The organism is Agromyces zhanjiangensis (assembly GCF_040496055.1).
Taxonomy (GTDB): Bacteria; Actinomycetota; Actinomycetes; order Actinomycetales; family Microbacteriaceae; genus Agromyces; species Agromyces zhanjiangensis.
This window is the reverse complement of the sequence record NZ_JBEPKB010000012.1, coordinates 48,072-73,599: the sequence shown is the minus strand read 5'-3', so window position 1 is coordinate 73,599 and position 25,528 is coordinate 48,072. Positions and strand designations below refer to the sequence as shown.

Annotated in this window: 26 protein-coding genes; 8 read left to right on the top strand and 18 right to left on the bottom strand. The window is 72.7% G+C overall.

The annotated features are described in order from the left end of the window. Nucleotides 1-6 precede the first annotated feature (6 nt). From ABME02_RS17760 to ABME02_RS17730, 7 genes are all read right to left on the bottom strand, one after another. Nucleotides 7-2,931: an FtsK/SpoIIIE family DNA translocase gene (locus ABME02_RS17760; protein WP_353816693.1), complete on the bottom strand. Its 2,925-nt coding sequence runs from the start codon at nucleotides 2,929-2,931 to the stop codon at nucleotides 7-9. A gap of 99 nt (nucleotides 2,932-3,030) precedes the next feature. Further along, entirely contained in the window at nucleotides 3,031-3,522 is a 492-nt protein-coding gene (locus ABME02_RS17755; RefSeq protein ID WP_353816692.1) for a GNAT family N-acetyltransferase, read from the bottom strand. 89 nt (nucleotides 3,523-3,611) lie between these two features. Continuing rightward, a complete protein-coding gene (locus tag ABME02_RS17750; protein ID WP_353816691.1) occupies nucleotides 3,612-5,288 on the bottom strand; it encodes a ribonuclease J in 1,677 nt (558 codons plus the stop codon). A gap of 131 nt (nucleotides 5,289-5,419) precedes the next feature. Further along, nucleotides 5,420-6,394, bottom strand: coding sequence for a 4-hydroxy-tetrahydrodipicolinate synthase (dapA, locus tag ABME02_RS17745; protein WP_353816690.1), 975 nt, complete (start codon nucleotides 6,392-6,394; stop codon nucleotides 5,420-5,422). A 221-nt stretch (nucleotides 6,395-6,615) separates the two neighbouring features. After that, nucleotides 6,616-7,560, bottom strand: coding sequence for a type IV toxin-antitoxin system AbiEi family antitoxin domain-containing protein (locus ABME02_RS17740; RefSeq protein WP_353816689.1), 945 nt, complete (start codon nucleotides 7,558-7,560; stop codon nucleotides 6,616-6,618). A gap of 176 nt (nucleotides 7,561-7,736) precedes the next feature. Continuing rightward, nucleotides 7,737-8,264 (bottom strand): dihydrofolate reductase, encoded by a 528-nt coding sequence (locus tag ABME02_RS17735; protein ID WP_353816688.1) that lies wholly within the window; start codon nucleotides 8,262-8,264, stop codon nucleotides 7,737-7,739. Continuing rightward, nucleotides 8,261-9,109: a thymidylate synthase gene (locus tag ABME02_RS17730; protein ID WP_353816687.1), complete on the bottom strand. Its 849-nt coding sequence runs from the start codon at nucleotides 9,107-9,109 to the stop codon at nucleotides 8,261-8,263. Before ABME02_RS17730 ends, ABME02_RS17735 begins: the two co-directional genes overlap by 4 nt. A 93-nt stretch (nucleotides 9,110-9,202) precedes the next feature. Here ABME02_RS17730 and ABME02_RS17725 point away from each other — a divergent pair, with 93 nt between their 5' ends. The 4 genes from ABME02_RS17725 (at nucleotide 9,203) to ABME02_RS17710 (ending at nucleotide 11,584) form a co-directional block, all read left to right on the top strand. Continuing rightward, nucleotides 9,203-9,697, top strand: a complete 495-nt coding sequence (locus ABME02_RS17725; RefSeq protein WP_353816686.1) for a thioredoxin family protein — start codon at nucleotides 9,203-9,205, stop codon at nucleotides 9,695-9,697. Then, on the top strand, nucleotides 9,678-10,163 hold the full coding sequence (locus ABME02_RS17720; protein ID WP_353816685.1) for a DUF4395 domain-containing protein: 486 nt from the start codon (nucleotides 9,678-9,680) through the stop codon (nucleotides 10,161-10,163). The genes ABME02_RS17725 and ABME02_RS17720 overlap by 20 nt, the downstream gene beginning before the upstream one ends. 87 nt (nucleotides 10,164-10,250) lie before the next feature. Then, nucleotides 10,251-10,676, top strand: a complete 426-nt coding sequence (locus ABME02_RS17715; protein ID WP_353816684.1) for an OsmC family peroxiredoxin — start codon at nucleotides 10,251-10,253, stop codon at nucleotides 10,674-10,676. Between the two features lie 2 nt (nucleotides 10,677-10,678). Beyond that, nucleotides 10,679-11,584 (top strand): TIGR01777 family oxidoreductase, encoded by a 906-nt coding sequence (locus ABME02_RS17710; protein ID WP_353816683.1) that lies wholly within the window; start codon nucleotides 10,679-10,681, stop codon nucleotides 11,582-11,584. Here ABME02_RS17710 and ABME02_RS17705 read toward each other — a convergent pair. Then, a complete protein-coding gene (locus ABME02_RS17705) occupies nucleotides 11,556-11,969 on the bottom strand; it encodes a hypothetical protein (RefSeq protein ID WP_353816736.1) in 414 nt (137 codons plus the stop codon). The genes ABME02_RS17710 and ABME02_RS17705 overlap by 29 nt on opposite strands. Before the next feature lie 26 nt (nucleotides 11,970-11,995). Then, complete coding sequence (dapB, locus tag ABME02_RS17700) at nucleotides 11,996-12,850, bottom strand: 4-hydroxy-tetrahydrodipicolinate reductase (protein WP_353816682.1); 855 nt, start codon at nucleotides 12,848-12,850, stop codon at nucleotides 11,996-11,998. Here dapB and ABME02_RS17695 point away from each other — a divergent pair. Beyond that, nucleotides 12,849-13,340, top strand: a complete 492-nt coding sequence (locus ABME02_RS17695) for a GNAT family N-acetyltransferase (RefSeq protein WP_353816681.1) — start codon at nucleotides 12,849-12,851, stop codon at nucleotides 13,338-13,340. The two genes, dapB and ABME02_RS17695, sit on opposite strands and share 2 nt — an antisense overlap. Nucleotides 13,341-13,399: 59 nt before the next feature. On the opposite strand, the gene ABME02_RS17690 is transcribed toward ABME02_RS17695, so the two are convergent. Genes ABME02_RS17690 through ABME02_RS17680 form a run of 3 tightly spaced genes read right to left on the bottom strand, consistent with a single transcriptional unit; the run spans nucleotide 13,400 to nucleotide 16,587 of the window. After that, nucleotides 13,400-14,005 (bottom strand): histidine phosphatase family protein, encoded by a 606-nt coding sequence (locus ABME02_RS17690; protein WP_324613067.1) that lies wholly within the window; start codon nucleotides 14,003-14,005, stop codon nucleotides 13,400-13,402. Between the two features lie 24 nt (nucleotides 14,006-14,029). Next, on the bottom strand, nucleotides 14,030-15,415 hold the full coding sequence (locus ABME02_RS17685; RefSeq protein ID WP_353816680.1) for a M16 family metallopeptidase: 1,386 nt from the start codon (nucleotides 15,413-15,415) through the stop codon (nucleotides 14,030-14,032). A 59-nt stretch (nucleotides 15,416-15,474) separates the two neighbouring features. After that, the gene (locus tag ABME02_RS17680) at nucleotides 15,475-16,587 is read right to left on the bottom strand and encodes an aldo/keto reductase (RefSeq protein ID WP_353816679.1); all 1,113 of its coding nucleotides are present in this window, start codon (nucleotides 16,585-16,587) and stop codon (nucleotides 15,475-15,477) included. 185 nt (nucleotides 16,588-16,772) lie between these two features. On the opposite strand from ABME02_RS17680, the gene ABME02_RS17675 reads away from it, so the two are divergent. From ABME02_RS17675 to ABME02_RS17665, 3 genes are read left to right on the top strand one after another with little or no spacing between them, the layout of a single operon-like run. Next, entirely contained in the window at nucleotides 16,773-17,525 is a 753-nt protein-coding gene (locus ABME02_RS17675) for a TetR/AcrR family transcriptional regulator (RefSeq protein ID WP_353816678.1), read from the top strand. Nucleotides 17,526-17,567: 42 nt separating this feature from the next. Then, a complete protein-coding gene (locus ABME02_RS17670; protein ID WP_353816677.1) occupies nucleotides 17,568-18,542 on the top strand; it encodes an ABC transporter ATP-binding protein in 975 nt (324 codons plus the stop codon). Further along, nucleotides 18,539-19,336, top strand: a complete 798-nt coding sequence (locus tag ABME02_RS17665; protein WP_353816676.1) for an ABC transporter permease subunit — start codon at nucleotides 18,539-18,541, stop codon at nucleotides 19,334-19,336. The genes ABME02_RS17670 and ABME02_RS17665 overlap by 4 nt, the downstream gene beginning before the upstream one ends. A gap of 63 nt (nucleotides 19,337-19,399) precedes the next feature. On the opposite strand, the gene ABME02_RS17660 is transcribed toward ABME02_RS17665, so the two are convergent. From ABME02_RS17660 to ABME02_RS17635, 6 genes are read right to left on the bottom strand one after another with little or no spacing between them, the layout of a single operon-like run. Next, nucleotides 19,400-21,184, bottom strand: a complete 1,785-nt coding sequence (locus ABME02_RS17660) for a cytochrome b/b6 domain-containing protein (protein ID WP_353816675.1) — start codon at nucleotides 21,182-21,184, stop codon at nucleotides 19,400-19,402. 3 nt (nucleotides 21,185-21,187) lie between these two features. Continuing rightward, a complete protein-coding gene (locus ABME02_RS17655; protein ID WP_353816674.1) occupies nucleotides 21,188-22,174 on the bottom strand; it encodes an electron transfer flavoprotein subunit alpha/FixB family protein in 987 nt (328 codons plus the stop codon). 11 nt (nucleotides 22,175-22,185) lie between these two features. Then, nucleotides 22,186-22,962 carry an electron transfer flavoprotein subunit beta/FixA family protein gene (locus ABME02_RS17650; protein ID WP_353816673.1) on the bottom strand — a complete coding sequence of 259 codons (777 nt, stop codon included), beginning with the start codon at nucleotides 22,960-22,962 and terminating at the stop codon, nucleotides 22,186-22,188. Then, nucleotides 22,962-23,813, bottom strand: coding sequence for an HpcH/HpaI aldolase/citrate lyase family protein (locus ABME02_RS17645; protein ID WP_353816672.1), 852 nt, complete (start codon nucleotides 23,811-23,813; stop codon nucleotides 22,962-22,964). The genes ABME02_RS17650 and ABME02_RS17645 overlap by 1 nt, the downstream gene beginning before the upstream one ends. After that, entirely contained in the window at nucleotides 23,810-24,331 is a 522-nt protein-coding gene (locus ABME02_RS17640) for a MaoC family dehydratase (protein WP_353816671.1), read from the bottom strand. The genes ABME02_RS17645 and ABME02_RS17640 overlap by 4 nt, the downstream gene beginning before the upstream one ends. Nucleotides 24,332-24,363: 32 nt before the next feature. Then, nucleotides 24,364-25,527, bottom strand: coding sequence for an acyl-CoA dehydrogenase family protein (locus ABME02_RS17635; protein ID WP_353816670.1), 1,164 nt, complete (start codon nucleotides 25,525-25,527; stop codon nucleotides 24,364-24,366). Nucleotide 25,528 lies beyond the last annotated feature (1 nt).

Below are 25,528 nucleotides of genomic sequence, written 5' to 3'. Positions count from 1 at the left end.
CGTCGGTCAGTCGCGGCCGGTGAGCCCCCAGGCGTCCTCGTCGCCGTCCGCCTCGACCTCTTCCAGGCCCTCCGGGATCCGCCCGACCGGGTCGTCGTAGCGGTCGTCGGCGTCGCCCGACGGCGCGACCGGAGCGGGCTCGGATGGAGCCGGCGCAGGCGACATGGCGGGCGACGCCGCGGGCGAGGCGGATGCCGCGGGCGCGGCCGGTGCCACCGGCTCCTCGCCGCGAAGCTTCGCGAGCACGCCCGGCAGCTGCTCGGGCGTCACGAGCACGTCGCGCGCCTTCGACCCCTCGGACGGGCCGACGATCTCGCGCGACTCGAGGAGGTCCATGAGGCGGCCGGCCTTGGCGAAGCCGACGCGGAGCTTGCGCTGCAGCATCGACGTCGAACCGAACTGGGTCGACACGACGAGCTCCGCGGCCGCGAGGAGCAGCTCGAGGTCGTCGCCGATGTCGGAGTCGATCTCCTTCTTCTCGACGGCCGCCTCGACGTCCTTTCGGTACTCGGGGCGAGCCTGGCGCGTGACGTGCTTCACGACGCGGTCGCTCTCGGTCTCGGTGACCCAGGCGCCCTGCACGCGGATCGGCTTCGACGCGCCCATCGGAAGGAACAGCGCGTCGCCCTGGCCGATGAGCTTGTCTGCGCCGGGCTGGTCGAGGATGACGCGCGAGTCCGTGACGCTCGTGACCGCGAACGCGAGCCGCGACGGCACGTTCGCCTTGATGAGGCCGGTGACGACGTCGACCGAAGGCCGCTGCGTCGCCAGCACGAGGTGGATGCCCGACGCGCGCGCGAGCTGCGTGATGCGCACGATCGAGTCCTCGACGTCGCGCGGCGCGACCATCATGAGGTCGGCGAGCTCGTCGACCACGACGAGCAGGTACGGGTACGGCTTGAGCTTGCGCTCGCTGCCCGCGGGCAGCTTGATCTCGTCGCCGACCACGGCCGCGTTGAAGTCGTCGATGTGGCGGAACCCGAACGACGCGAGGTCGTCGTACCGCATGTCCATCTCCTTCACGACCCACTGCAGCGCCTCGGCCGCCTTCTTGGGGTTCGTGATGATCGGCGTGATCAGGTGCGGCACGCCCGCGTACGGCGCGAGCTCGACGCGCTTCGGGTCGATGAGCACCATCCGCACTTCGGACGGCTTGGCCCGCATCAGCAGGCTCGTGATCATCGAGTTGACGAAGCTGGACTTGCCCGAGCCGGTGGAACCGGCCACGAGCAGGTGGGGCATCTTCGCGAGGTTGGCCACGACGTACCCACCGCCCACGTCCTTGCCGACGCCGATCGTCATCGGGTGCTTCGCGTTCACCGCCGCGCCCGAGCGGAGCACGTCGCCGAGGGTGACCGTCTCGCGATCGGCGTTCGGGATCTCGACGCCGATCGCCGACTTCCCGGGGATCGGCGAGAGGATGCGCACCTCGTTCGACGCGACCGCGTACGACAGGTTCTTCGACAGCGCGGTCACGCGCTCGACCTTGACGCCGGGCCCGAGCTCGATCTCGTACTGGGTCACCGTCGGCCCGCGCGAGAAGCCGGTCACCTTCGCGTCGACGCCGAACTGCTCGAGCACGCCCGTGATCTGGCGCACGACCTCGTCGTTCACCGCCGAGCGGGTCTTGGCGGGGGCGCCCGCCGCGAGGGTCGAGGAGGCGGGCAGGTGGTACGGCCGGTCGGGCAGGTCGTCGCCCGTGTCGTCGGCGGATGCCGCGGGCGCGGCCGCCGCCGAGGCATCGCCGGACCCGGCCCCGGACGCGAGCCCGGCCGACGCACCGGCGGGGGCGAGCACCTCGGTCGCCCCGGCATCGTCGCCCCGGAGACCCGTGCCGGTGCCGGCGACCTCGCCGGTGAACTGCTGCAGCGCCGACTCCGCCCGCTCGAGGTCGTCGATGACGCCCGCGCCGTACGGGTCGGCCGGGCGCACGCCTTCGAGGGGCGTGTCGAAGCTGCCCGCCGCCGAACCCTCGCCGAAGACCTCGGTGATGCCGTCGGCGCCCGCGTCGGCGAACTCGGGGTCCTCCTCGCGGTTCGAGGCGTTGCGGCGCCACCACGGCAGCATCCCGCCGGACGGCGCCTCGTCGTCGTCGACGCCGTCGAGCTCGACCTGCTCGGAGCGGCCGCCCTTCGACCGGCGCTTCGGCTTCGCCTCCGCCTCGGCGCTGCGCGCCGCCGCGTCGTCGGCCTCGCCGTCGAGCGCCCCGAACAGCCAGGAGTACAGCTCGCGGAAGCGCTGCGGGATCCGGTTCGGCGGCGTCTTCGTGAGGATGAGGAGGGAGAGCAGCACCAGCAGGGCGAGCACGATGCCCGCGCCGACCTCCGTGATGAGGAGGATCAGCGGCTCGGCGAGCATCCAGCCGAGGATGCCGCCGGCGCCGGCCAGAACGGGCATCCCCTCGCTCGGCGAGGGCTGGCCGCCGAACAGGTGGCAGAGCCCGGAGACGGTGATGAGCAGCATGCCGAGGCCGATGCCGATGCGCGTGTTGTCGTGCACCGAGCTGGGGTGACGGAACAGCCACACCGCGAACATGAGCATCACGACCGGCAGGGCGAACGCCACGCGGCCGAACAGCCCGCCGAAGGTGTACGCGTCGAGCGTCTGGGCCACGGGGTCGTTGATGAAGAACCACTCGACGATCGCGCCCGAGACGGCGAGCAGCACGAGGAAGAAGGGGAGGCCATCGCGGCGCTCCTCCTTCGCGAGGGTCTCGGGGCCGAGCGCGCGCGCGGCACCGCCCGTGAGGTGGGCGAGCCCCATCCAGGCGCGCACGAGGACCCCCGGTCGATCGGACTTCGGCGGCGCGCTGCGCGCCGTGCGCGTCGACGTGCGCTTCGCCGGCAGTTTCTTCGTGGGGGCGGTGCGCGTCGACGAGCCACGCCCGGACGCGCCGGAGGCGCGCCCGTTCGACCTGGTGCTCGTAGCCATGCGGTCCACGTTACGGCCCGCCGCCGACGCGGACCGGGAGGCCGGTCGAGTGTCGGCGCAGTCGAGGCCCGCCCAGCCTGGAGGAGCGGGCCTGCCCGGTCAGCGCAGGAGCCGCACCATGGTGTCGCGGCCCTCCGCCGAGGCGACGACTGAGAACCCCTCCGAGCGGTAGAGGTCGTGCGCGAAGTTGTCGCGCTCGACGGAGAGCGCGAGGCGCGCGTACCCTCCGGCGCGCGCGTCCTCGGTGAGCGCCCTCAGCAGTGCGCGCCCGAGTCCCTGCGCGCGCCACAGCGGCTTCACGCCGATGATCAATTCCGGGACGCCGGTCGCGACGAACCCCATCGACGGGCGGTCGGCGCCGAACAGGCGGTACCAGGCGGCACCGACGGGACGTTCCTCCGGGTCGATCGCGACGACGCCGCGGTCGGCCGGGCGCTGCCACCCGGAGATGTAGGCGGCGTGGCTGGCGTCGGCGAGGACCACGGGCCGCGGGCGCGTGGCGCCCGCTCGCCAGTTGGCCGCCTCGACGACCATGTCGGCGAGGAAGCCGCCGTCCGCGGGGAGCGCGGACCTGATGGTGAAGGCCGCCATGACCGGAGGGTACGCGGCGCCTGTTACGGCGGTGTTTCGAGGCGACGGATGCCGCGGCATCCGTCGCCCGGTCGCAACGATCGTCGGGGCTACGCCTCGATGACGAGCGGCACCAGCATCGGCCGGCGCCGCAGGCGGCGGTTCACCCAGCTCCCGACGGTGCGGCGAACCGTCTGCTGGAGGGCGTGCGGGTCGCGCACACCGTGGTGCGCGGCATCCGCGAGCGCTGCCACGATCTTCGGCTTCACGTCCTCGAACACGGCGTCGTCCTCGGCGAAGCCGCGCGCGTGGATCTCGGGGCCGACGATGACGCGGCCGGTCGAGGCGTCCACCACGACGATCACCGAGATGAAGCCCTCCTCGCCGAGGATCCGACGGTCCTTCAGGTCGGCGTCGGTGATCTCGCCGACGGTCGAGCCGTCGACGTAGACGAATCCCAGGTCGAGCTGGCCGGCGAGCGTCACCTCGCCGTCGCGCAGGTCGAGCACGGTGCCGTTCTCGGCGAGGAACGTGCGCTCCGCCGGGATGCCCGTGTCCTGGGCCAGCCGCGCGTTCGCGACGAGGTGGCGGTACTCGCCGTGCACCGGCAGCACGTTGCGCGGCTGGAGGATGTTGTAGCAGTACAGCAGCTCGCCGGCGGCCGCGTGGCCCGAGACGTGCACCTTCGCGTTGCCCTTGTGCACGACGTTCGCGCCGAGCTTCGTGAGCCCGTCGATCACGCGGTACACGGCGTTCTCGTTGCCCGGGATCAGGCTCGAGGCGAGGATCACCGTGTCGCCCTCGCCGATCTCGATCTGGTGGTCGCGGTTCGCCATGCGGCTGAGCACCGCCATCGGCTCGCCCTGCGAGCCCGTCGACATGTACACGATCTTGTCGTCGGGGATGTCGCCGGCCTTCTTGAAGTCGACCAGCACGCCCTCTGGGACGTCGAGGTAGCCCAGGTCGGCCGCGATGGTCATGTTGCGCACCATGCTGCGGCCGAGCAGTGCGACGCGTCGGCCGTTCTGGTGCGCCGCGTGCAGCACCTGCTGCACCCGGTGCACGTGGCTCGAGAAGCTCGCGACGATGACGCGCCGCGGTGAGCGCGCGATGACCTCGTCGAGCACCGGACCGATCGCGCGCTCGAGCGGCGTGAAGCCGGGCACGTCGGCGTTCGTCGAGTCGACGAGGAAGAGGTCGACGCCCTCTTGGCCGAGACGGGCGAACTCGCGCAGGTCGGTCAGTCGGCCGTCGAGCGGCAGCTGGTCCATCTTGAAGTCGCCGGTGGCGAGCACCGTCCCGGCGTCGGTGCGGATGGCGACCGCCAGCGCGTCGGGGATCGAGTGGTTCACGGCGACGAACTCGAGCTCGAACGGCCCGAGCTTCTCGGTCTGCCCCTCCTTCACCGTGAGGCTGTACGGCGCGATGCGATGCTCCTTGAGCTTCGCCTCGACGAGCGCGAGCGTGAGCTGGGAGCCCACGAGCGGGATGTCGGCGCGCAGCTTCAGCAGGTAGGGGACGGCGCCGATGTGGTCCTCGTGGCCGTGCGTGAGCACGACGGCCACCACATCGTCGAGGCGCTCCCGGAGGAAGCCGAAGTCGGGCAGGATCAGGTCGACGCCCGGCTGGTGCTCCTCGGGGAAGAGCACGCCGCAGTCGACGATCAGCAGCTTGCCGTCGATCTCGAAGAGCGTCATGTTGCGTCCGACCTCGCCGAGGCCGCCGACGGGGACGACGCGGAGCGTCCCCGGTTCGAGCGGCTCGGGGTCGATGATCTCGTCGGGCATGTGCCCTCCTCACGTTGCGGTGTTCAGTTCGGTGCGACCCTCGTGGTCGCGGATGTCTCGGTCGGGGTTCGCCCGTCGGATGCCTCGTCGGTGCGCCGCCTGTGCAGCCGGTCCGCGGCATCCGCCGCCCGTCAGCGTGTCGTGCCGGCCACCTTCGGCAGCGCACCGCCGGCGGCGGCGTTGCGATCGGGGCGGAAGTTGCGGAAGTCGGCGCCGGGCACGCCCTGCACGAGGTCGAGCTCGTCCTCGATGAGCGCGGCCTCCCACTCCTCGGGGCCGACGAGGGGCAGGCGGACGCGCGGGCTGCCGATGCGGCCGAGGCCGTGCAGGATGTACTTCGCCGCGACCGTGCCCGGCACGTGCGTCATCACGGCGCGCACGAGCGGCTCGAGTCGCATGTGCTCCGCCGTGGCGGCCTTCAGGTCGCCGCGGTTCACGGCGTCGACGATGGTGCGGTACGGGGCGGGGGCGATGTTCGCCGTCACGCCGATGAGGCCAGTGGCGCCGATCGAGAGGTGCGGGAGCACGTTCGCGTCGTCGCCGGAGAAGTACATGAGGTCGGTCTGGTTCAGCACGCGGCTGACCTCGCTGAAGTCGCCCTTGGCGTCCTTGATGGCGAGGATGTTCGGGTGCTTGGCGAGCCTCAGGATCGTCTCGTACTTGATCGGCACGCCGGTGCGACCCGGGATGTCGTAGAGGATCACGGGCAGGTCGGTGGCATCCGCCACCAACCGGAAGTGCGTCAGGATGCCGGCCTGCGTCGGCTTGTTGTAGTACGGCGTGACGATCATGATGCCGTCGGCGCCGGCCTGCTCGCTGTGCTTGTAGAGCTCGATGGCGTGCGCGGTCTCGTTCGAGCCGCCGCCCGTGATGATCTTCGCCCGACCGGCGGCGACGTCCTTGCCGACCTCCACGAGGCGGATCTTCTCGGGGTCGGTGAGCGTCGACGTCTCGCCCGTGGTGCCCGTCACGACGATGCCGTCGGCGCCTGCCGTGATGACGTCGTCGATGTGCTTCTCCACCGCCGGCCAATCGACCTCGCCGTCCGCCGTCATCGGCGTGACGAGCGCGACGAGCACCTGGCCGAAGGGGTTCTCTGCAGTCACGCCCTACAGGCTATCGGCTCGCGCGTCGTCGGGCCGACCCGTGTCGGGCCGAGAGTCCGCGCCACTCTTCGCCGCGCCGCTCGCGGCGTGTCCCCGAGCCCCTCGCTGCGGATATACGATCCGGCGCACCGGGCCGGGTCGGGATCCACCGGGATGGGCGATCGTATCTCCGCAGATCTGAACTCGGCCGAGCGCACGTATGCGATCGTTCGAGCCTAGCGTCAGGCGGAGCGCTGCTGCTCAGCCCATGGATCGAGATGCAGGCCCGACCCCACCTTGGCCAGTATCGCGTCCTCGACGAGTCGCCACTCGTGCACGACGAGGTGGTAGTCGAAGCGGATGGTGTCGAATCCGTGCGCCGCAGCCACCGCGTCCCGAACGCGGTCCTTGTGCCGATCGGACGCGTCCTCGTGTCCGTTCCGCCCATCCACCTCGACGATCAGTCGGTCGCCGATGACGAAGTCGACCCGGCCGACGCCCGGTACGTCCACCTGCGTTCGCAGTTCGAGCCCGAGCCGGTGCAGGCGCAACCGCAGCAACGACTCCAGGCCGGATTCGGCATCGGTCCGGGCGAGGTCAACAAGCCAGCGTGCCGATTCCGTGATGCCTTCGCGAAGCTCGTCGTGCTGCGCCGGAGTCAGCACGCGATCGTGCAGCGCCGACTCCAACGTGGCGAAGAACGCGTCGTCGCCGTGGCATCCGCGGATCTGCAGCAGGGCGTCGACGAGCGACACTTCGGTGCGTGCCGGCGCCAGCTCATTCCAGTGCTGAACGCACGAGCAGTCGTCATGCGGATGCGAGTGACCGTGCGCCGGGAGCGACACGTGCACGATGTCGTCGAGCGGCAGCACCCAGAGGCCTCGCAGCCGCGCGACCGACACGCACCCGAGGACGCCGCCGTGCCGCAGCGCCACAGTCGTCGGCCTGGGCAGGCCCGGCGCGGCATAGAAGCCGGATCTGACGCGAACGATAGCGCCGGCTGCAACCGCACGCCGCAACGCACGGCCGTCCACGCCATGGGCGGCGAACTCGGAGCGCCGAGCGACCGACCCGAGGTCGTCGCACAGTCCGGCCACCTGTTCGGGACTCCACACGTCGCCATGGTCGGCCGCCGAGACCGTGCCGATGGGCTCGCCGCCAGCGCTGCGCGCACGGCCCGGGGCCATCCGTCTGGGGAGGAGGACTCGCGTGCTCAGTTCGGCGGATATGCGATCCGACGCACCGCGTCGAACGAGGACGCGGCGGGGAGTCGGATCGTATATCCGCCGAATTGGACAGCGGCGCGCGGCGCGCGGCGCGCGGCGCGCGGGGCGCGGCGCGCGGGGCGCGCGGGTCGCGCGGGTCAGCGCTCGAGCGTGAGGAAGCGGTGGCGGATGCCGGAGCGCGAGTCGTGCCATCCGTCTGCGGGATCGGCGGCGACGACGCGCCAGCCCGACCGGTCGGGTGCGAACGTGTCGCCATCGACCTCGAGGTCGAGCTCGGTGACCACGAGGCGGTCGGCGAGGTCGATGGTGCGCGCGAACAGCTCCGCACCCCCGATGACCCAGATGCGGTCGTCGGCGTCGGAGGCCGCGAGTGCGAGCGCCTCGTCGACCGACGCGGCCCGCACCGCGCCGTCGGCACGCCAGTCGGCCTGCCGCGTCACGACGATGTTCGCCCTGCCGGGCAGGGGCCGGAACCGCACGGGCAGCGAGTCCCAGGTGCGGCGGCCCATGACGACCGGGGCGCCATGCGTGGTGCGCTTGAAGTGCGCGAGGTCCTCCGGGACGTGCCACGGCATGCCGCCGGCGGCTCCGATCATTCCCCCGCGCGCCTCGGCCCAGATCAGGCCGACCCGAGGGGTCGCCTCGTCGTCGAACGCGTCGCTCATACGGCGACGGCCGCGCGGATCGCCGGGTGGTGCTCGTAGCCGACGACCTCGAAGTCCTCGAAGCGGTAGTCGTCGATCGAGTCGGGGCGGCGCGCGATGCGGAGGGTCGGGTACGCGAACGGCTCGCGCGTGAGCTGCTCGGTGACCTGCTCGACGTGGTTGTCGTAGATGTGGCAGTCGCCGCCCGTCCACACGAAGTCGCCGACCTCGAGGCCGGTCTGCTGGGCGATCATGTGCGTGAGTAGGGCGTACGAGGCGATGTTGAACGGCACGCCGAGGAAGAGGTCGGCGCTGCGCTGGTAGAGCTGGCACGACAGGCGCCCGTCGGCGACGTGGAACTGGAACAGCGCATGGCACGGCGCGAGCGCCATGTCGGGGATGTCGGCCGGGTTCCACGCCGAGACGATGTGCCGGCGCGAGTCGGGGTTCGTGCGGATCTGCTCGATCACCTGGGCGACCTGGTCGACCTGGTCGCCCGACGGGGTCGGCCAGCTGCGCCACTGCACGCCGTAGACGGGGCCGAGCTCACCGGCGGCATCCGCCCACTCGTCCCAGATGGTGACGCCGTGCTCCTGGAGCCAGCCGACGTTCGACTCGCCCCTGAGGAACCAGAGCAACTCGTACGCGATCGACTTGAAGTGGACCCGCTTGGTGGTCACGAGCGGGAAGCCCTGCGACAGGTCGAACCGGATCTGGCGGCCGAACACGCTCCGCGTTCCGGTGCCGGTGCGGTCGGACTTCGGCGTGCCGTGCTCGAGCACGTCTCGGAGCAGGTCTTCGTACGGGGTGGGGATCGCGCTGGCCACGGCGTCAAGGCTACGCCGCCCGGCCGACACCGCCGGCATGACAGGCGGGCGGATGTCGCGGCCGCGACGGACGGCGTCACCCGGCGTCACACGGCGTGACCGCACCGGCCCGCGCGACGTAGCCTGCGGGACATGGACCTCGCGCCCGCCCTCGTCGTCGGCCTCGGGCTGCCCGCGGTCGCGCTCGTGGTCGGGCTCGTGTGGCGTGCGCGCGACGGGCGGGTGCGGCACCTCGACCGGCCGGCGGTCGTCCCCGGCGCCGCGGCTTCGGCGATCCATCCGCGCACGCCGCCGGAGGCCGAACGACTCGGACTCGAGGCCGACGTGGTCGGCACCGACGCGACTCTCGTGCAGTTCTCGACCGAGTTCTGCAGTCGCTGCCCCGGCACGGCGCGCGCGCTCGTCGGGCTGGCCTCCGAGTACGACGGCGTCCGGCACGTCGACATCGACCTCACCCACCGGCCAGACCTCGCCCAGGGGTTCCGCGTCACCCAGACGCCGACCGTCCTCGTCCTCGACGCGGACGGGCGCGCGACCGCACGCGTGACCGGGGTGCCCCGCCTCGACGAGCTCCGCGACCGACTCGACACCACCACCGGGAGATCACGTGTCCGCCACCACGCCTGAGCCCGGCGCTGCGCCCAGCGGACGCCCCGGCATCGACCCGCGCGGGCCCCGCTTCTCGGCGGCGATCACCTCCGTGCTGCTGCTCGCCGTCGTCGTGCTCGCGGTCGGCGGCCTCGACGCGGCAGCGCTCGTGCTGCTCGCCCTCCTCGCGGCGCTGTTCGCCTGGGGCGCGATCGCCGGCGTCGCGCGCCACCCGTTCGGCCTGCTGTTCCGGGCGCTCGTCCGCCCGCGGCTCGCGCCGCCCACCGAACTCGAGGACCCGCGTCCGCCGACCTTCGCCCAGCTCGTCGGGCTGGTCGTCACGGCGACGGGCGTCGTCCTCGGCCTGCTCGGCGTCGCCGTCGCCGTGCCGATCGCGGCCGCCGCGGCGTTCCTCGCCGCGTTCCTCAACGCCGCGTTCGCGTACTGCCTCGGGTGCCGGGTGTACCTCCTGCTCGTCCGAGCGCGGGTCATCCGGACCGCGTGACCGTGTGCGGTGACGCGCACTCGGAGCGACTGCCGCACGCGGCATCCGCTCGATAGGCTGGGAGCCCGGCTCGAGGAGGAGGACCCATTGGCACTGACGAGCGAATCGACGACGGTCTGGACGGGAAGCCTCCTGGAGGGTTCCGGCACCACGCGGCTGGACTCCTCGAAGGTGGCCGAGTTCCCGGTCAACTGGAAGGCGCGCGCCGAGGGCGAGGCCGGCACCACGAACCCCGAGGAACTGCTCGGCGCCGCGCACTCGGCCTGCTTCTCGATGGCCCTCTCGAACATCCTCGCCCAGGCGGGTCACACGCCCGAGAGCATCCAGACCACCGCGGCAGTGACCTTCCAGCCCGGTGAGGGCGTGACCGGAAGCCACCTGCTCGTGAGCGCACGCGTGCCGGGCATCACGGAGGCGGAGTTCGAGGCCTTCGCCGACGACGCCAAGGCGAACTGCCCGATCTCGAAGGCGCTGACCGGGATCCCGATCACGATCGAGGCGGAGCTCGCGTAGCGGTGCGGGTCCTCGTCGCCGGTGCCTCCGGCTTCATCGGCACGGCCGTCCGCGACCGACTCGTGGCCGACGGCCACGACGTGGTGCGGCTCGTTCGACGTCGCGCGCAGTCCGCCGACGAGGTCAGCTGGTCGCCGTCGTCGGGCATCATCGACTTCACCGTGATGGACCGGGTCGATGCCGTGCTGAACCTCTCCGGCGCCTCGCTCGCCCGGCTGCCGTGGACGCGACGCTACCGCGACGAGATCCTCGAGTCGCGGATCGCCGCGACCCGCACGCTCGCGGACGCGATGCGCAAGGCGCGCACGCCGCCCGCGACCTTCCTGAGCGCATCGGCCGTCGGGTACTACGGCGACCGGCCGGGTGAGCTCCTGACCGAGCACTCCGCGGCCGGCACCGGGTTCCTCGCCGAGGTGGTCGGCCGCTGGGAGGCGGCGGCGCAGCTCGCCCCGCACGAGACGCGGACCGTGGTGTTCCGGACGGGCATCGTCGTCGGCCGCGGCGGCGCGATGCAGCGCATCCGGGCGCTCACGACGATCGGCGTCTCCGGGCGCCTCGGCACGGGCGGGCAGCACTGGCCGTGGATCGCCCTCGACGACGAGGTGGGCGCGATCGTGCACCTGCTCGACTCACACCTGTCGGGCGCCGTGAACCTGGTGGGGCCGACGCCAGCGACGGCCGATCGCGTCATGGCGGCGCTCGCCGAGCGCATGCACCGGCCGTACGTGATCCCGGTGCCCGAGAAGCTGCTGGAGGCCGCGCTCGGCAAGGCCGCCGACGACCTGCTGCTCTCGAGCCAGAAGGTGCGACCGCAGCGTCTCATCGACGACGGCTACCGGTTCCGGCACCCGAGCATCGAGTCGGCAATCGACGCGATGCTCAGTCCCGAGCCCGCTCCAGCTCGATAGCCCGCCGCACCGCCCGCCGCGCCCGGCGGCGGTCCCCCGCGGCGTCGTAGGCGAGGCCGAGTCGCAACCACGCCCGCCAGGATCCCGGTTCCGACTCGACCGCGGCTCGGAACTCGGGGAACGCGGCATCCGCCTCGGATCGCTCGGGGCGCCCGCTCGGACGCACCGGGATGCCGAGGTCGAGCGCGCCCTCGGACTCGAGCCGCTCGACGAGTCGCTGCGACCGGATCCCGAAGGCGAACTCCCGCCAGATCGCCCACACCGCGACGATCGGCAGCACGATGAGCGCCACGCCCATCGCGACGGCCACCGGCTCGCCCGTGAGGACGAACTGCACGGCGCGCCATCCCACGAGCGCGAGGTAGAGCACGAGCAGCACCGCCATGACGACGGCGCCGAGCTTCGCGCCGCTCACCGGCCGTCCGGCAGCTCGAGGCCGAGCAGCGCGTCGAGCCCCACGGTGACGCCCTCGGCCGACGCGGCACGACGCAGGGCGAGCAGGATGCCGGCCTCGTACGCGGTCGCTGCGATCGTCGAGTGGGTGATCTGCAGGCTCTCCCCCGGGGCGCCGAGGACGACGCGCTGGTCGGCGAGGATGCCGTCCATGCGGAGGCTGTGGATCGGGACGCCCGAGACGAGCTGGCCGCGTGCCCGCTGGTCGGCGTGCGGAGCGGAGACCGGCCCGAGCTCGCCGCGCGAGGCGGCGATGAGCTCGGCGGTGCGCACGGCCGTGCCCGACGGCGAGTCGACCTTGCCGGCGTGGTGCGTCTCGACGATCTCGATGGAGTCGAAGTGCCGCGCCGCGAAGGCCGCGAACGCCGAACCGAGGACGCTGCCGATCGAGAAGTTCGGCACGAAGATCACGCCCGTCGTCGCGTCGGCCTCGCGCAGACGCGTCTCGACCTCCGCGATGCGCTCGCGCGACCAGCCCGACGTGCCGACCACGACCGCGGCGCCGGCCTCGATCGCGGCCTCGACGATCGCCGCGCTGGCGGCGGGATGCGTGACGTCGAGGACGACGTCGGCCCCCGCGAGCTCGTCGAGGCTCGAGCTCGAGTCGAGCCCCGCGTGCAGTTGGAGGTCGTCGGCCTCGTCGATCAGTCGGGTCGCGAGGCGCCCCATCTTCCCCGTCGCGCCAGCGACCGCCACCGTGATCGTCACGACGTTCACCCTAGCAACCGGCACCGGCACCGGCACCGGCACCCGCACCGGGGCCGGCGGGCCGGGCGGCGGATGCCGCTGGCCCGCGCCGTAGGCTTGGCGCATGCTCCGCTTCCGCGACGCCGCCGTGACCGACCCCGACGCGAACCGGCTGATCGGCGACTACTTCGCCGAGCGGGCGGCGGGCTTCCCGCCCGAGCAGGGCGAGTACCGTCCGACCTGGCCGGATGCCGCGCAGTTCACCGCGCCCGCGGGCGTCTTCGTCGTGGTCGAGGACGAGGCGGGAGCGGCGGTCGGATGCGGCGGGGTGCGCCGCATCCCCTCGGCCGACGACGGGCTCGTGCGGTACGAGGTGAAGCACCTCTGGCTGGCGCCGGCGGCGCGCGGACGCGGCGGCGGGCGGGCGCTCCTGCGCGAGCTGGAGCGGCGCGCCGTCGAGTTCGGCGCCGAGGAGCTCGTGCTCGACACGAACGCGAGCCTCGCCGCTGCGGGCGGCCTCTACGCGGCGAGCGGGTACGTCGCCATCGAGCCGTACAACGACAACCCGAATGCGACGAACTGGTACGGCAAGCGGGTCGAACCGGCCGCGGGCTGAGCCGGACCCGGCCTGCGTGGCCGCGCGGCACGCCGTCGTGGCGCGTGCGCGCCGGCGGCTCAGAGCGCGAACGGCTCCGGCAGCCCGGTCCGTAGCTCGGGCGGCAGGTGCGCGAGGTCGTTGTGCACGACGAGGTTCCACGGCCGGCCGGGAGCGCGCTGGGTCAGGACGGTGAGCCCGCAGTTGGCCTGGTTGATCGTCGCCCAGCGCCACTCGGGCGCGCCGAGGACCTCGCGCACGAACCATCCGATCACGAAGTTGTGCGTGATGAGCAGGTCGTGGCGGTCCTCGCGGTGCGATCGGAGGAACTCGGCGTTCGCGTCGGCCATCTGCGCACGACCAGCCTCGAAGTCGAGCTCGGTGAAGGAGCCGAAGAACGGGGCGTAGGCGGCGGGCGTCTCGGGTGCCGGGCCGGACGGCACGCAGTCGAACAGCAGCGGCGAGGGCTCGGGCTTCAGCGACGGCAGCTTCGAGGCGATGATGTCGGCCGTCTCCGCGGCGCGCTGCAGGGGCGAGTGGTAGGCGGCGTCGAACGGGATGCCGCCGAGGCGTTCGGCGAGCAATTCGGCCTGTCGTCGTCCGCGCGGGGACAGCGGGCCGTCGGGAAGGCCGTGCTCGGCGTCGAGCTGCTCGCCGTGGCGGACGAGGTAGAGGTGGTGGGGCACGTCTGATCCTGTGGTCGGACGCCGCTAGGCGACGTCGGGTCGGGTTTCGGGCTGGTCGACGATCGAGCGGAACGCGTGCTCGTCGACGGGGCCGACCGCGACGAGCGAGAACGGCCGGTCGGCCAGCTCCCCTGCGAGCGCGCGGACGTCGTCGGCGGTGACGCGTCCGACGCGGCGCAGTGCCTCGTCGAGGTCGGCGAATTCCCCCAGGGCGAGCTCGGCGCGGCCGAGTCGCGACATCCGCGTGTCGGAGTCCTCGAGCGCGAGCGCCGAGGCGCCGCCGAGGTATCCGATCGCGCGGGTGAGTTCGTCATCGGTGACTCCGTGGTGGGCGAGCCGCTCGAGCTCGGTGCGCATGAGCGCGGCCACGGTCGCGGCGTTCTTCGGCGCACATCCGGCGTACATGCCGAACACCCCCGCGTCGGAATACCCCGGTGCGAACGAGTACACGGCGTAGGCGAGCCCGCGGCGTTCCCGGATCTGCTGGAACAGCCGCGACGACATCCCGCCGCCGAAGACGGTGTTGAGGACGCTCAGCACGGCGCGGCGCTCGTCGGTCGCGACGAGGCCGGGCACGCCGAGCACGAGGTTGACCTGCTCGCCGGGGCGCTCGACGACGGCGAGCGGCGCGCGCCCGTCGACCATGGCGAGCCGGGCCGGCCGACGTTCGACCGGGGCGGCCGCATCGTCGAGATCCCAGCCCGCCGCCTCGAGTGCCGAGGCCAGGCGTGCGACGAGGTCGTCGTGGTCGACGGCGCCCGCCGCGGTGACCACGAGGTCGCGCGCGCGATAGCTCGCGCGGTAGTGCTCGAGGACCGCGTCGCGGGTGGCGACGCCGATCGTCTCGGGGTCGCCGCCGATCGGGCGGGCGAGCGGATGCGTGCCGAGCACCGCCTCGAAGAAGCGCTCGTTCGCGACGTCGGCGGGGTCGTCCCCGGCCATCGCGAGTTCCTCGAGGATGACGCGGCGCTCGCTCTCGAAGTCCTCCGGGTCGAGGACGGACGACGTGAACATGTCGGCGAGGACGTCGACCGCCATGGGCAGGTCGCGGTCCTGCACCTTGGCGTAGTAGCAGGTGTACTCCTTCGCGGTGACGGCGTTGTGCTCGCCGCCGACGGCGTCGAAGGAGATCGCGATGTCGAGGGCGCTCCGGGTCTCGGTGCCCTTGAACAGCAGGTGCTCGAGGAAGTGCGTCGAGCCGAACGTGGCGGGGTGGCCGCTCTCAGCGGGGTGCTCGTCGCGGGACCCGACGGCGACCCAGAACCCGATGGTCGCGCTGCGGCTTCCCGGGACCTGCTCGCTGAGCACGCGGATGCCGGACGGGAGGACCGATCGACGAACGAGCGTCTCGCCTGCGGCGTGGAAGGCCAGTTCGGGCTCACCGAGCGGGAGGTCGACGGCGCCGTTCACGACTCCAGCCTATGTCACCGCCGGCGGGGCGAGCCGCGTGCACCCGCGCGGCGCGACGGTCAGGCCGACGCCCGATCGAGCTCGACGAGCTCGGATCGGTGCAGTTCGAGCGAGGCCGCAGCGAGGAGGGCGTCGACCTGTTCGGGCCGACTGACCCCGGTCACCGGCGCGACGACCGTCGGCCGCGCGAGCAGCCACGCGATGGCGATCGCCGCGGGGACGGTTCCATGCGCGGCGGCGACTTCGTCGAGCGCGCGGAGCACGCGGAGCCCTCGACGACCGAGGTGGCGTGCCTGGCGTTCGCCGCGCGCGTCGCGTCGCACGTCGGCGCGACGCCGGATCGCGCCGCCGAGGAATCCGTCGGCGAGCGCGAAGTCGGGCATCACGGAGAGCCCCTGCGCGTGGGCGACGAGCTCGGGGGCGCCCTCGAACGCCCGGCGCTCCATGAGGTTGTAGCGCGTCGTCAGCACCTGGAACCTCGGCAGGCCGTTCGCCGCGAGCACGCGCGCCTCGATGAGGCGCTCCGGCGAAAGGTCGGAGGCACCGACCGCGAGCACCTTGCCGGCGGCGATGAGCGCGTCGATCGCGCCGAGGCTCTCCTCGAGGGGGACGTCGGGGTCGTCGCCGTGGAAGCAGAGCAGGTCGATACGGTCGGTGCCGAGACGCGCCAGCGAGGCGTCGACGGCGCGGGCGATCGAGGCCGGCTCGAGGCCGGCGTGATCGGGGTGCCGCCCGACCCTCGTGACGATCCGGACCCGGTCGCGAGCCCCCCGCGAGGCCAGCCACTCGCCGATGATCGTCTCGCTGCGCCCGGCGGCGTAGCTGTCGGCCGTGTCGACGAGGGTGCCGCCGAGGGCGACGAAACGGTCGAGGATGTCGCTGCTCGCCTCCGCGTCGAGGGTCCAGCCGAACGCGCTCGTGCCGAGGGCGAGCGGGTGCACCTCGAACCCGGTCTCGCCGATCGTGACGCGCCTCGGCACCGTGATCGGCCCGGAGTCGGCGTTCGTGGCGAGCTGCTCGGTCGGCAGCGCGAGGCTCCCCGTCGTCGGTCGGAGTCCCTGCTCCTGTCCGCCCGCGTGCGCACGCTCCGGACCCGAGTCCTCGTGCTCGCCGCTGACGCCCGACGGGCCTGCTGCGCGCCTGCCTCCTTGCAGTGCGTGTCGTCGTGCCACGCGATCCTCCTCCCCAGGATTGGAGTCGAGCGTATGTCAGGAATGAACCGTGTGGTTGAACATGACAACGAAGCGTTACGAAACCGTTGGTCAACGGCCGGGGAACGCACGGTCGACGGCGTGCCGCGCGCCGCGGTGCGCGCCCGGTCTTGCGGCGGATTGAACAAGTGTTTAGGATATTGAACATGCGTTCAGTGCGTCCCGAGGATGCCACGACCGCCGCCCGCATCCGCGACGCCGCGATCGCCCGCTTCGGCGCGCACGGATACGCCGGCACCAGCCTCCGCGAGGTCGCCGCCGATGCCGGCGTGAGCGCGGCGCTCGTCATCCACCACTACGGCTCGAAGGAGGGCCTGCGCCGCGCGTGCGACGACTGGCTCGTGCACGAGCTCATGGGCGAGAAGGACCGGCTCGGCGGCGCATCCGTCGCCGCGACGATCCGCGAGTGGCTCGACGACCCGGCTCGCTTCCGCACGTCGATCGCCTACTTCGCCGCCATGCTCGCCGACGAGTCCCCCGGCGCCGACCGCCTCTTCGACCTCCTGCTCGCCGAGACGAGCGCCATGCTCGAACGCGGCGTGGGGGACGGCAGCATCCACGGGTCGAGCGACCCCGAACTTCGCGCCGTGCTCATCACCGCCTACGGGCTCGCGCCACTGCTCCTCCGCGGGCAGCTCGCGCGCGTGCTCGGCGCCCCGCTCGACTCGCCAGCGGTCGTCCGTCGCATGACGCTGCCGACCCTCGAGTTCTACACGCAGGGCCTCTACGCCGACACCCACCTGCTCGACGCGGCGCGCGAGGCCATCGACTCCGCGTCCGGCGCCCACGCACCCGAGTCGCGCCGGGAGGATCCGGCACCCCGGGTGCGCTCCGACAAGGGGCCGGGCAACCCCGTCCAGGATCCGGACCCGCCGGTCGGGGACTCCGCGCGCGCCTGACGCGCCGCGGCATCCCATCCATCGACCGACGAGAGGATCCACATGACCGACGACACCGCGGCCGCCGTCAGCACGCGCGGCCTGACCAAGCGCTACGGCGCGACCACGGCCCTGCACGGCCTCGACCTCGACATCCCGCGCGGAAGCGTGTTCGGGATGATCGGGCCGAACGGCGCGGGCAAGACCACCACCATGCGACTGCTGCTCGACATCATCCGGCCGACGGCCGGCGAGCTCTCCGTGCTCGGCCGCGCACCGCGCGAGGGCGGCGCCGAGCTACGGCGACGCATCGGCTACCTGCCCGGCGAGCTGCACCTCGGCACGCGCGTGAAGGGCCGCGAGTTCCTCGCGCACTACGCGGAGATCTCCGGCCCCGTCCGCACGGGCGCGGTCGACGACCTCGCCGACCGGCTCGGCGTCGACCTCGGCCGCCCCGTGCGCAGCCTCTCCAAGGGCAACAAGCAGAAGGTCGGGCTCATCCAGGCCTTCATGCACGAACCCGAGCTGCTCGTGCTCGACGAGCCGACGAGCGGCCTCGACCCACTCGTCCAGCAGGAGTTCCACGCCATGCTCCACGAGGCGAAGGCGAAGGGGCAGACCGTGTTCCTCAGCTCGCACGTCCTGAGCGAGGTGCAGCAGACGGCGCACGAGATCGCGATCCTCAAGGAGGGCCGCATCGTCGAGCGTTCGAGCGTCGCCGCCCTCCGCGAGAACGCGGTGCGGCACGTCAAGGTCGTGGTGGCCGAGGCGGATGCCGCGGACGCGCGCGCCACGCTCGACTCGCTGCACGGCGTGGCCGGCCTCGCTGCGGCACCGAACGGTCCCGGCACGGTCGCGCTCTCCGCGACCCTCGACGCGCACGTCGACGCCTTCGTCAAGGCCGTCGCGCGCCTCGACGTCCTCGACCTGACGATGGAGGAACCCGACCTCGAGGAGATGGTGCTCGCGTACTACGGCGCCGACGTCTCGTCGACGGCGGAACCCGTCGAGGCCGACCGGAAGGCGGCGAAGCGATGAACCGCACGCTCCCCCTCTTCCGCCGCTCGATCCTCGACGGCTGGCGCGGCCTCGTCGGCTGGACGATCGGCATCCTCGCAGCGCTGTTCCTCTACCTGCCGCTGTACCCGTCGTTCGGCGGCAACGGCCAGATGCAGCAGATCATCGACACGCTGCCGCCCGAGCTCGTCAGGTCGCTGAACTACGACCAGATCGGATCGGGACCGGGGTACGCGCAGGCGACGTTCTACGGCCTCATCGGCTTCGTGCTCCTCACGATCGCGGCCGTCGGATGGGGCACCGAAGCGATCGCGAACGACGAGGAGAACGGCCAGCTCGAACTCACGCTCGCCCATGGCGTGCTCCGCGGGCAGGTCCTCGCCGAGCGCGCGGCCGCGGTGCTCGCCAAGCTCGTGTGGCTGGCGATCGTGAGCGTCGCGGTCGTGATGGTCCTGAACGAGCCCGCCGAGCTCGGCATCGAGTTCGGCAACCTCGTCGCGACCGCGGTCGCGTTCCTCGGGCTGGTGTCGTTGGCCGCGGCGGCGGCCATCGGCGTCGGCGCCGTGACGGGTCGCCGGTCGTGGGCGGTCAGTGCCGGTTCGGGCGTCGCGGTGGTCGCGTACGCGCTCAACGCACTGGGGAACCAGAGCGACGACCTCTCGTGGCTGCACGACTGGTCGCCGTACAGCTGGGCGTACGGCGACTCGCCGATCCTGAACGGCTGGGACGGCACGATCTGGCTGAACTACGCCGTCGTCGCCGCCCTGCTCGCGGTCGGCTGGCTCGTGTTCCGTCGCCGCGACATCGCGGTCTGAACGAGCGGATGCCGCGGCGCGCCCCCCGTCGTGGGCGTCGCGCCGCGGCATCCTCCGGTCGTCCTATCGACCGACCCGGCCGAACAGTCCGGCGATCGGCGCGAGCACGCTCGGGCGGGCGGCGACCCACGCCGCCGCGATGACGACGAGCGAGGCCACGAAGATCCAGAAGCCCAGCCAGCCGTCGGCGTCCTGCGCCGCGTACATGTGGTTGAGGTTGCGCAGCGCCCCGGTGAGGAACACCAGCGCGACGTGCACGACGATGAACCCCACGAAGTAGAGCATGACCGGGAAGTGCACGGCGCGGGCCCACTCGACCGGGTAGACGCGGTTGAGGGTCGCGGCGTTCTTCGGCCACAGGCCCGACATCCGGACGCCGGTGATCGCGGCGAGGGGCGCCGCGATGAAGATCGTCGCGAAGTAGGCGAGCACCTGGAGGCTGTTGTAGTTGACCCAGCCGTTCTCGAGCGGCCAGTCCAGCGAGAGGTACTGCAGCCCGGCCGAGATCGCATTCGGGACGACCTCCCAACTGGTCGGGACGACACGCATCCACTGGCCCGTCGTGAACAGGAGCACCACGAAGACGAGTCCGTTCACGAGCCACAGGATGTCGAGCGACTGGTGGAACCACAGCGTGAGGCTGATCCGGCCCTGCCCGCCCTTCGACCAGCGCGGCGTCCACGACGCCGGCGGGCGGCGCTCGGTGCGCACCTGCAGGCCCGACCGGATGATCAGCACGATGAGGAAGACGTTGAAGAAGTGCTGCCAGCCGAGCCACGCCGGGAACCCGACGGGCGCCCCCTCCGGCAGGTGGGTCTCCCCGGGGTAGGTCGCCATGAAGTCCTGCATGAACTCCAGCCCGAGGAACCACCGCGTGAGTTGGACCACGATCGTCGCGGCGCCGATGATCGCGAGGACGCCGACCACGGATGCCCGGACCCACTGCCGCCGCGTGAACGGGCCGTACCGCTCCGGGCCCTCCTGCGGGCGGGTGCTCGAGGCCGCGGCCGTCGCCGCAGCAGGCGCCGCGGGCACCGCCGGCGCGGCGGCCGGCGCGGGAGGTTCCGGCACCGGCGCCACGGATGCCGCGGGAGCCGGCTCGGCGGGAGCCGACTCGGCGGGAACCGACTCGGCGGGAACCGACTCGGCGGGAACCGACTCGGCGGGAGCCGGCATCGGCGGGGGCGGGGTCACGACGTCGGGGGGCGGCGCGGAGGCGGCGACCAGCGCCGCGGAGGCGTCCGCCGCGGGTGCCGCCGCCGGTACGGCCTCGGCGAGCGATCCGACGGGCGGCCACGGGTCTCCCCCGGCCACCCGAGGGAGCCCGCGCCGGAGCACGGTGCCCGCCACGGCTGCGGGGGCGGCCGCAGCCGATCGCATCGCCGACGGCGACGGGGCGACGGGTTCGGCGGCGGCGGGTTCGACGACAGCCGCTTCGACGGCGGGGCCGGGTTGCGATGCGGTGGCCGCGGCATCCGGCGCCTCGGAGGTCGTCGCGCCGGGAACGCCGTCGGCCTCGGGCCACGGCCGACCTCCGCGCACGCGGGGAAGCCCGCTGCGAAGCCGGGGGCCGGCGGTTCCCGCGCTCGGTCCGGCACCCGGATCGACGCCGGAGACCACGGGCGATGGCGCGGCGGGCGCCGCCGTCGCGACGGCGGCGGCCGGCGTCGATGCGGCCGGGAGCCGTTCGGGCGGCGGCGCGGTGGCGGCCGTCGCGGGCGCCACGGGCGCCGCGGGAGCGTCGACCGGCCCGTCGGCGCGATCGCCCGTGACCTCGTCGGCCGGAGGCCAGGGCTCACCGCCTCGGCGACGTGGCAGTCCCCTGCGCAGGTTCCCGACAGCGGCCACGGGTCACCGCTTCCGTTCGGCGAGGGCGCTGATCAGCTGCGGGACCACCGTGAAGACGTCGCCGACGACGCCGAAGTCGGCGACGTCGAAGATCGGCGCGTCGGGATCCTTGTTGACGGCGATGATGTTCTTGGCCGTCTGCATCCCGGCGCGGTGCTGGATCGCGCCCGAGATGCCGAGGGCGATGTACAGCTGCGGTGAGACCGCGACACCGGTCTGGCCGACCTGGTGGCTGGCCGGGATGTAGCCGGCGTCGACCGCCGCGCGCGAGGCGCCCACGGCCGCGCCGAGTGCGTCGGCGAGCTCCTCGACCAGCGCGAACTTCTCGGCCGAGCCGAGTCCGCGACCACCGGAGACGACGCGCTTGGCGCCCCGCAGCTCGGGTCGGCTCGAGGTCTCGGTCACGGCCTCGACCGACTCGATGGCGGCGGACGCCGCCCCCGACGCGGTGACCTCGAGCGTCTCGACTGCGACGGGCCGTGCCTCGGCTCGCGCGTCGACGGCGCCCTGGCGGACGGTGACGACGAGCGGCCCGAAGGTCGCCGCGGAGACGACGTCGTACGCGGACCCGTACACCGAGTGGTGGGCGAGCACGCCCTCGTCGTCGCGCGAGACGCCGATCGCGTCCACGGCGATGGCGGCGCCCGTTCGAGCGGCGAATCGGCCCGCGATGTCGCGCCCGTCGATCGAATTCGAGACGAGCACGGCGCCGGGTGCGACGACCGCCGCGGCCGCCGCGAGCGCGTCGACCTGCGGGATCGTGAGCTCGGACTGCGACGAGGCCGTCTCGACGGCGAGCACCCGCTCGGCGCCGAGCGCGGCCGCCTGCTCGGCGATCGGCTGCGCCTCGCCGGGCGCGGTCACGGCGAGGCCCACGGGCGTGCCGATCGCGGACGCCGCCGCGAGGAGGCCGGCCGCGCTGGTCGCGAGCTCGCCGCTCGGGGTCGTCTCGAGGAGGACGAGGACGGCGTCGGTGGGATAGTCGGTCATCATTCGTCCTCTCAGACCAGCCGGTTCTCGATCAGGAACTCCGCGATGCGAGTGCCGCCGTCGCCCTCGTCCGTGATCTTCGTGCCCGCGGTGCGCGGTGGCTTCTCCGCGACGGCGGTCATGATCGAGACGGCGACGGAGAGGTCCTCGGGCTCGATGCCCAGGTCGGCGGCGCCGATCGTCTCGAGCGGCTTCTTCTTCGCGGCCATGATGCCCTTGAAGTTCGGGAAGCGGGCGTCGGGCAGTGCCTCGGTGATCGAGACGACCGCCGGCAGCGACGCGCTCACGCGCATGGTGCCGCCGTCGACGGCGCGCGTTCCCGACACCGAACCATCCGTGATCTCGACGGAGGTGAGCGCCGTCGCGTTCGGCACCTCCAGCAGCTCCGCGAGCATGGCGGGGATCACGCCGCCGCTGCCGTCGGTCGAGAGGTTGCCGGTGATGACGAGGTCGAAGCCGGTGCGCCGGATCGCCGCGGCGAGCATGCGCGCGGTGAGGCCGAGGTCTGCGGCCGCCAGGCCGGGGTCGGCGATGTGCACGGCCGATCCGGCCCCCATCGCCAGGCCCTTGCGGATCGTCGCCGCGGCGCTCTCGGGCGCCATCGACATGACGACGACCTCGGTGTCGGCGTGCGCATCGGCGTGGGCGAGCGCCACCTCGAGCGCCCGCTCGCCGATCTCGTCGAGCACCGCCTCGCTCGCGGCGCGATCGGCGATCCCCGTCTCGAGGTCGAGCTTGCGCTCCCCGTACGTGTCGGGGACCTCCTTCACGAGGACGATGATCTTCATCAGGCTCCAGTCCCTTCCTCGTCCCCGCCATGGGAACGACCCCGCCGCACGACCGCCTCGGCCTGGCGCAGCAGCGGCGCGTCGACCATCTGCCCCCGGAAGGCGAACACGCCGTCGCCCTCGCGGGCGCCGGCCTCGGCGAGCATAGCGCGCGCCCACTCCAGGCGCTCGGCGGTCGGCGCGTACGCGGCCCGGACGACCTCGACCTGGCTCGGATGCACGCACGCCGTGGCGGCGAATCCGAGCGCGGCAGCGTCCTCGGCCTCCGCGCGGAGGCCGTCCGCGTCGGCGAGGTCGAGGTGCACCGCGTCGATCGCCGACACGCCGTGCGCGCCGGCCGCGAGCAGCGCCTGGGACCTGGCGTGCCGCGCGACGTCGCGGTATCGGCCGTCGGCGTGACGACTCGAGCCGCCGCCGAGTGAGGCGACGAGATCCTCCGCGCCCCACATGAGCGCGGAGACGATCGGCACGGCCGCGATGTCCGGCGCGGCGAGCACGCCGCGTGCGGTCTCGCACAGCGCGATCACGTCGAAGTCCTCGAGCGCGACGAGGTCGGCCGTGCCCTCGCACTTGGCGAGCATGAGCGTGCGGTAGGCGGTGCGCCGCACCGCGGCGAGGTCGTCGGCGAGGTGCGGCGTGGACGCCGGGTTCACCCGCACGATGACGCGTGCGGGATCGATCGGGTTGGCCACGAGCGACTCGCGCGCCGCCGACTTCCCCGACTCGGCCACGGCGTCCTCGAGGTCGAGGATCACCGCATCGGCACGCTCGGCCGCCTTGGCGTACCGGTCGGGCCGGTCGGCCGGGCAGAACAGCAGCGCGGGCCCGAACGGGAACGGCGGGTGCGTCATCCGCTCGCCCCGTCATCGCCGCGGGACTGCCGTTCGCCCGCCTCCCTGGTCCAGACGAGCATCGTGCGCGACGCGGTGGCGACCACGGCGCCGTCCTGGTTGCGCGCGGTGTGCCCGAGCACCACGATGCCCTCCCCGGGGCGGGACGACGACAGCCGCTTCGACTCGACGACGCTCTCGCCGTACAGCGTGTCGCCCACGAACACCGGGTTCGGGAACGCGACCGCCCCGAACCCGAGGTTCGCGACGAGCGTGCCCTGCGTGAGCTGCGCCACCGACTGGCCGACGAGGGTCGACAGCGTGAAGAGCGAGTTCACGAGGATGCGACCGAACGGCTGGCGCGCCGACCAGGCCGCGTCGAGGTGCAGCGGCTGCGGGTTCATCGTGAGCGTCGTGAACAGGACGTTGTCGGCCTCCGTCACGGTTCGGCCGGGGCGGTGCAGGTAGCGCACGCCCTCCTCGAACTCCTCGAACCAGAGTCCGCGCTGCACGACCTCGCGCATCTCGGCATCCGTCATGACGCTCCCTCCTCCCCGGCGGCCGAGCCGCCCTACGCCGTCAGCCCGAGCTCGCGGGCGATGACCATGAGCTGCACCTCGTTGGTGCCCTCGCCGATCTCGAGGATCTTCGAGTCACGGTAGTGGCGGGCCACGGTCGTCTCGTTCATGAAGCCCATGCCGCCGAAGATCTGCGTCGCGTCGCGGGCGTTCAGCATGGCCGCGTCGCTCGCGACGAGCTTCGCGATCGCCGCCTCCTTCTTGAAGGGCAGTCCGGCGTCGGCGCGCCGCGCCGCGTCGTGCCAGGCGAGCCGGGCGGTGTGCACGCGGGCCTGCATGCCGGCGATGGTGAACGCGATGTACTGGTGGCTGGCGATGGGCACGCCGAAGACATTGCGGGTCTTCGCGTAGGTCATCGCCTCGTCGAGGCATCCCTGCGCCGCGCCCGTGGCGAGCGCGGCGATCGCGATGCGACCCTCGTCGAGCGCCCGGAGGAAGTTCGCGAAGCCGCGACCGCGTTCGCCGAGGAGGTTCGCGGCCGGCACACGAACGTCGTCGAAGGTCAGCGGGTGCGTGTCGGAGGCGCGCCATCCGGACTTGTCGTACCCCGGCCCGACGGTGAACCCGGGGGTGCCGTTCGGGATGATGATCGTCGAGAGCTCCTTCGAGGTGGAGCCGTCGGAGCGCGTCCGCTCCCCGGTCACCGCCGTGACGGTGACGAACCGCGTGATGGGCGTGCCCGAGTTGGTGATGAACTGCTTCGAGCCGTTGACGACCCACTCGTCGCCGTCGAGCACGGCCGTCGTCCGGGTGGCGCCGGCGTCGGAGCCGGCCTCCGGCTCGGTGAGGCCGAAGCCGGCGAGCGCACGCCCCGCGACGAGGTCGGGCAGGAACTCCGCCTTCTGCTCGTCGGTGCCGTGGCGGAAGATCGGCATCGCGCCGAGGCCGACACCGGCCTCGAGGGTGATCGCGACCGACTGGTCGACGCGGGCGAGCGCCTCGATCGCGAGGCACAGCGCCATGTAGTCGCCGCCCTGGCCGCCGACCTCCTCGGGGAACGGCAGGCCGAAGAGCCCGAGCTCGCCCATCTGCGCGACCACGTCCATGGAGAGCTCGTGGGAGCGGTCGGCCTCGTAGGCCTGCGGGGCGACGACGGTGTCGGCGAACTCGCAGACCATGTCGTAGAGCTGCTGTTCCTCGTCGGTCAGGTCGTGCATG

Bases quoted from the DNA above. Each gene is read 5' to 3' on its own strand.
- ABME02_RS17730 (WP_353816687.1), bottom strand. From the start codon at position 9,109: ATGCCGGCGGTGTCGGCCGGGCGGCGTAGCCTTGACGCCGTGGCCAGC.
- ABME02_RS17655 (WP_353816674.1), bottom strand. From the start codon at position 22,174: ATGACCGACTATCCCACCGACGCCGTCCTCGTCCTCCTCGAGACGACC.
- ABME02_RS17670 (WP_353816677.1), top strand. From the start codon at position 17,568: ATGACCGACGACACCGCGGCCGCCGTCAGCACGCGCGGCCTGACCAAG.
- ABME02_RS17750 (WP_353816691.1), bottom strand. From the start codon at position 5,288: ATGCCCGACGAGATCATCGACCCCGAGCCGCTCGAACCGGGGACGCTC.
- ABME02_RS17705 (WP_353816736.1), bottom strand. From the start codon at position 11,969: ATGGCGGTGCTGCTCGTGCTCTACCTCGCGCTCGTGGGATGGCGCGCC.
- dapB (WP_353816682.1), bottom strand. From the start codon at position 12,850: ATGCGCCAAGCCTACGGCGCGGGCCAGCGGCATCCGCCGCCCGGCCCG.
- ABME02_RS17725 (WP_353816686.1), top strand. From the start codon at position 9,203: ATGGACCTCGCGCCCGCCCTCGTCGTCGGCCTCGGGCTGCCCGCGGTC.
- ABME02_RS17650 (WP_353816673.1), bottom strand. From the start codon at position 22,962: ATGAAGATCATCGTCCTCGTGAAGGAGGTCCCCGACACGTACGGGGAG.
- ABME02_RS17675 (WP_353816678.1), top strand. From the start codon at position 16,773: ATGCGTTCAGTGCGTCCCGAGGATGCCACGACCGCCGCCCGCATCCGC.
- ABME02_RS17740 (WP_353816689.1), bottom strand. From the start codon at position 7,560: ATGGCCCCGGGCCGTGCGCGCAGCGCTGGCGGCGAGCCCATCGGCACG.
- ABME02_RS17695 (WP_353816681.1), top strand. From the start codon at position 12,849: ATGCTCCGCTTCCGCGACGCCGCCGTGACCGACCCCGACGCGAACCGG.
- ABME02_RS17760 (WP_353816693.1), bottom strand. From the start codon at position 2,931: ATGGCTACGAGCACCAGGTCGAACGGGCGCGCCTCCGGCGCGTCCGGG.
- ABME02_RS17665 (WP_353816676.1), top strand. From the start codon at position 18,539: ATGAACCGCACGCTCCCCCTCTTCCGCCGCTCGATCCTCGACGGCTGG.
- ABME02_RS17640 (WP_353816671.1), bottom strand. From the start codon at position 24,331: ATGACGGATGCCGAGATGCGCGAGGTCGTGCAGCGCGGACTCTGGTTC.
- ABME02_RS17755 (WP_353816692.1), bottom strand. From the start codon at position 3,522: ATGGCGGCCTTCACCATCAGGTCCGCGCTCCCCGCGGACGGCGGCTTC.
- ABME02_RS17735 (WP_353816688.1), bottom strand. From the start codon at position 8,264: ATGAGCGACGCGTTCGACGACGAGGCGACCCCTCGGGTCGGCCTGATC.
- ABME02_RS17645 (WP_353816672.1), bottom strand. From the start codon at position 23,813: ATGACGCACCCGCCGTTCCCGTTCGGGCCCGCGCTGCTGTTCTGCCCG.
- ABME02_RS17635 (WP_353816670.1), bottom strand. From the start codon at position 25,527: ATGCACGACCTGACCGACGAGGAACAGCAGCTCTACGACATGGTCTGC.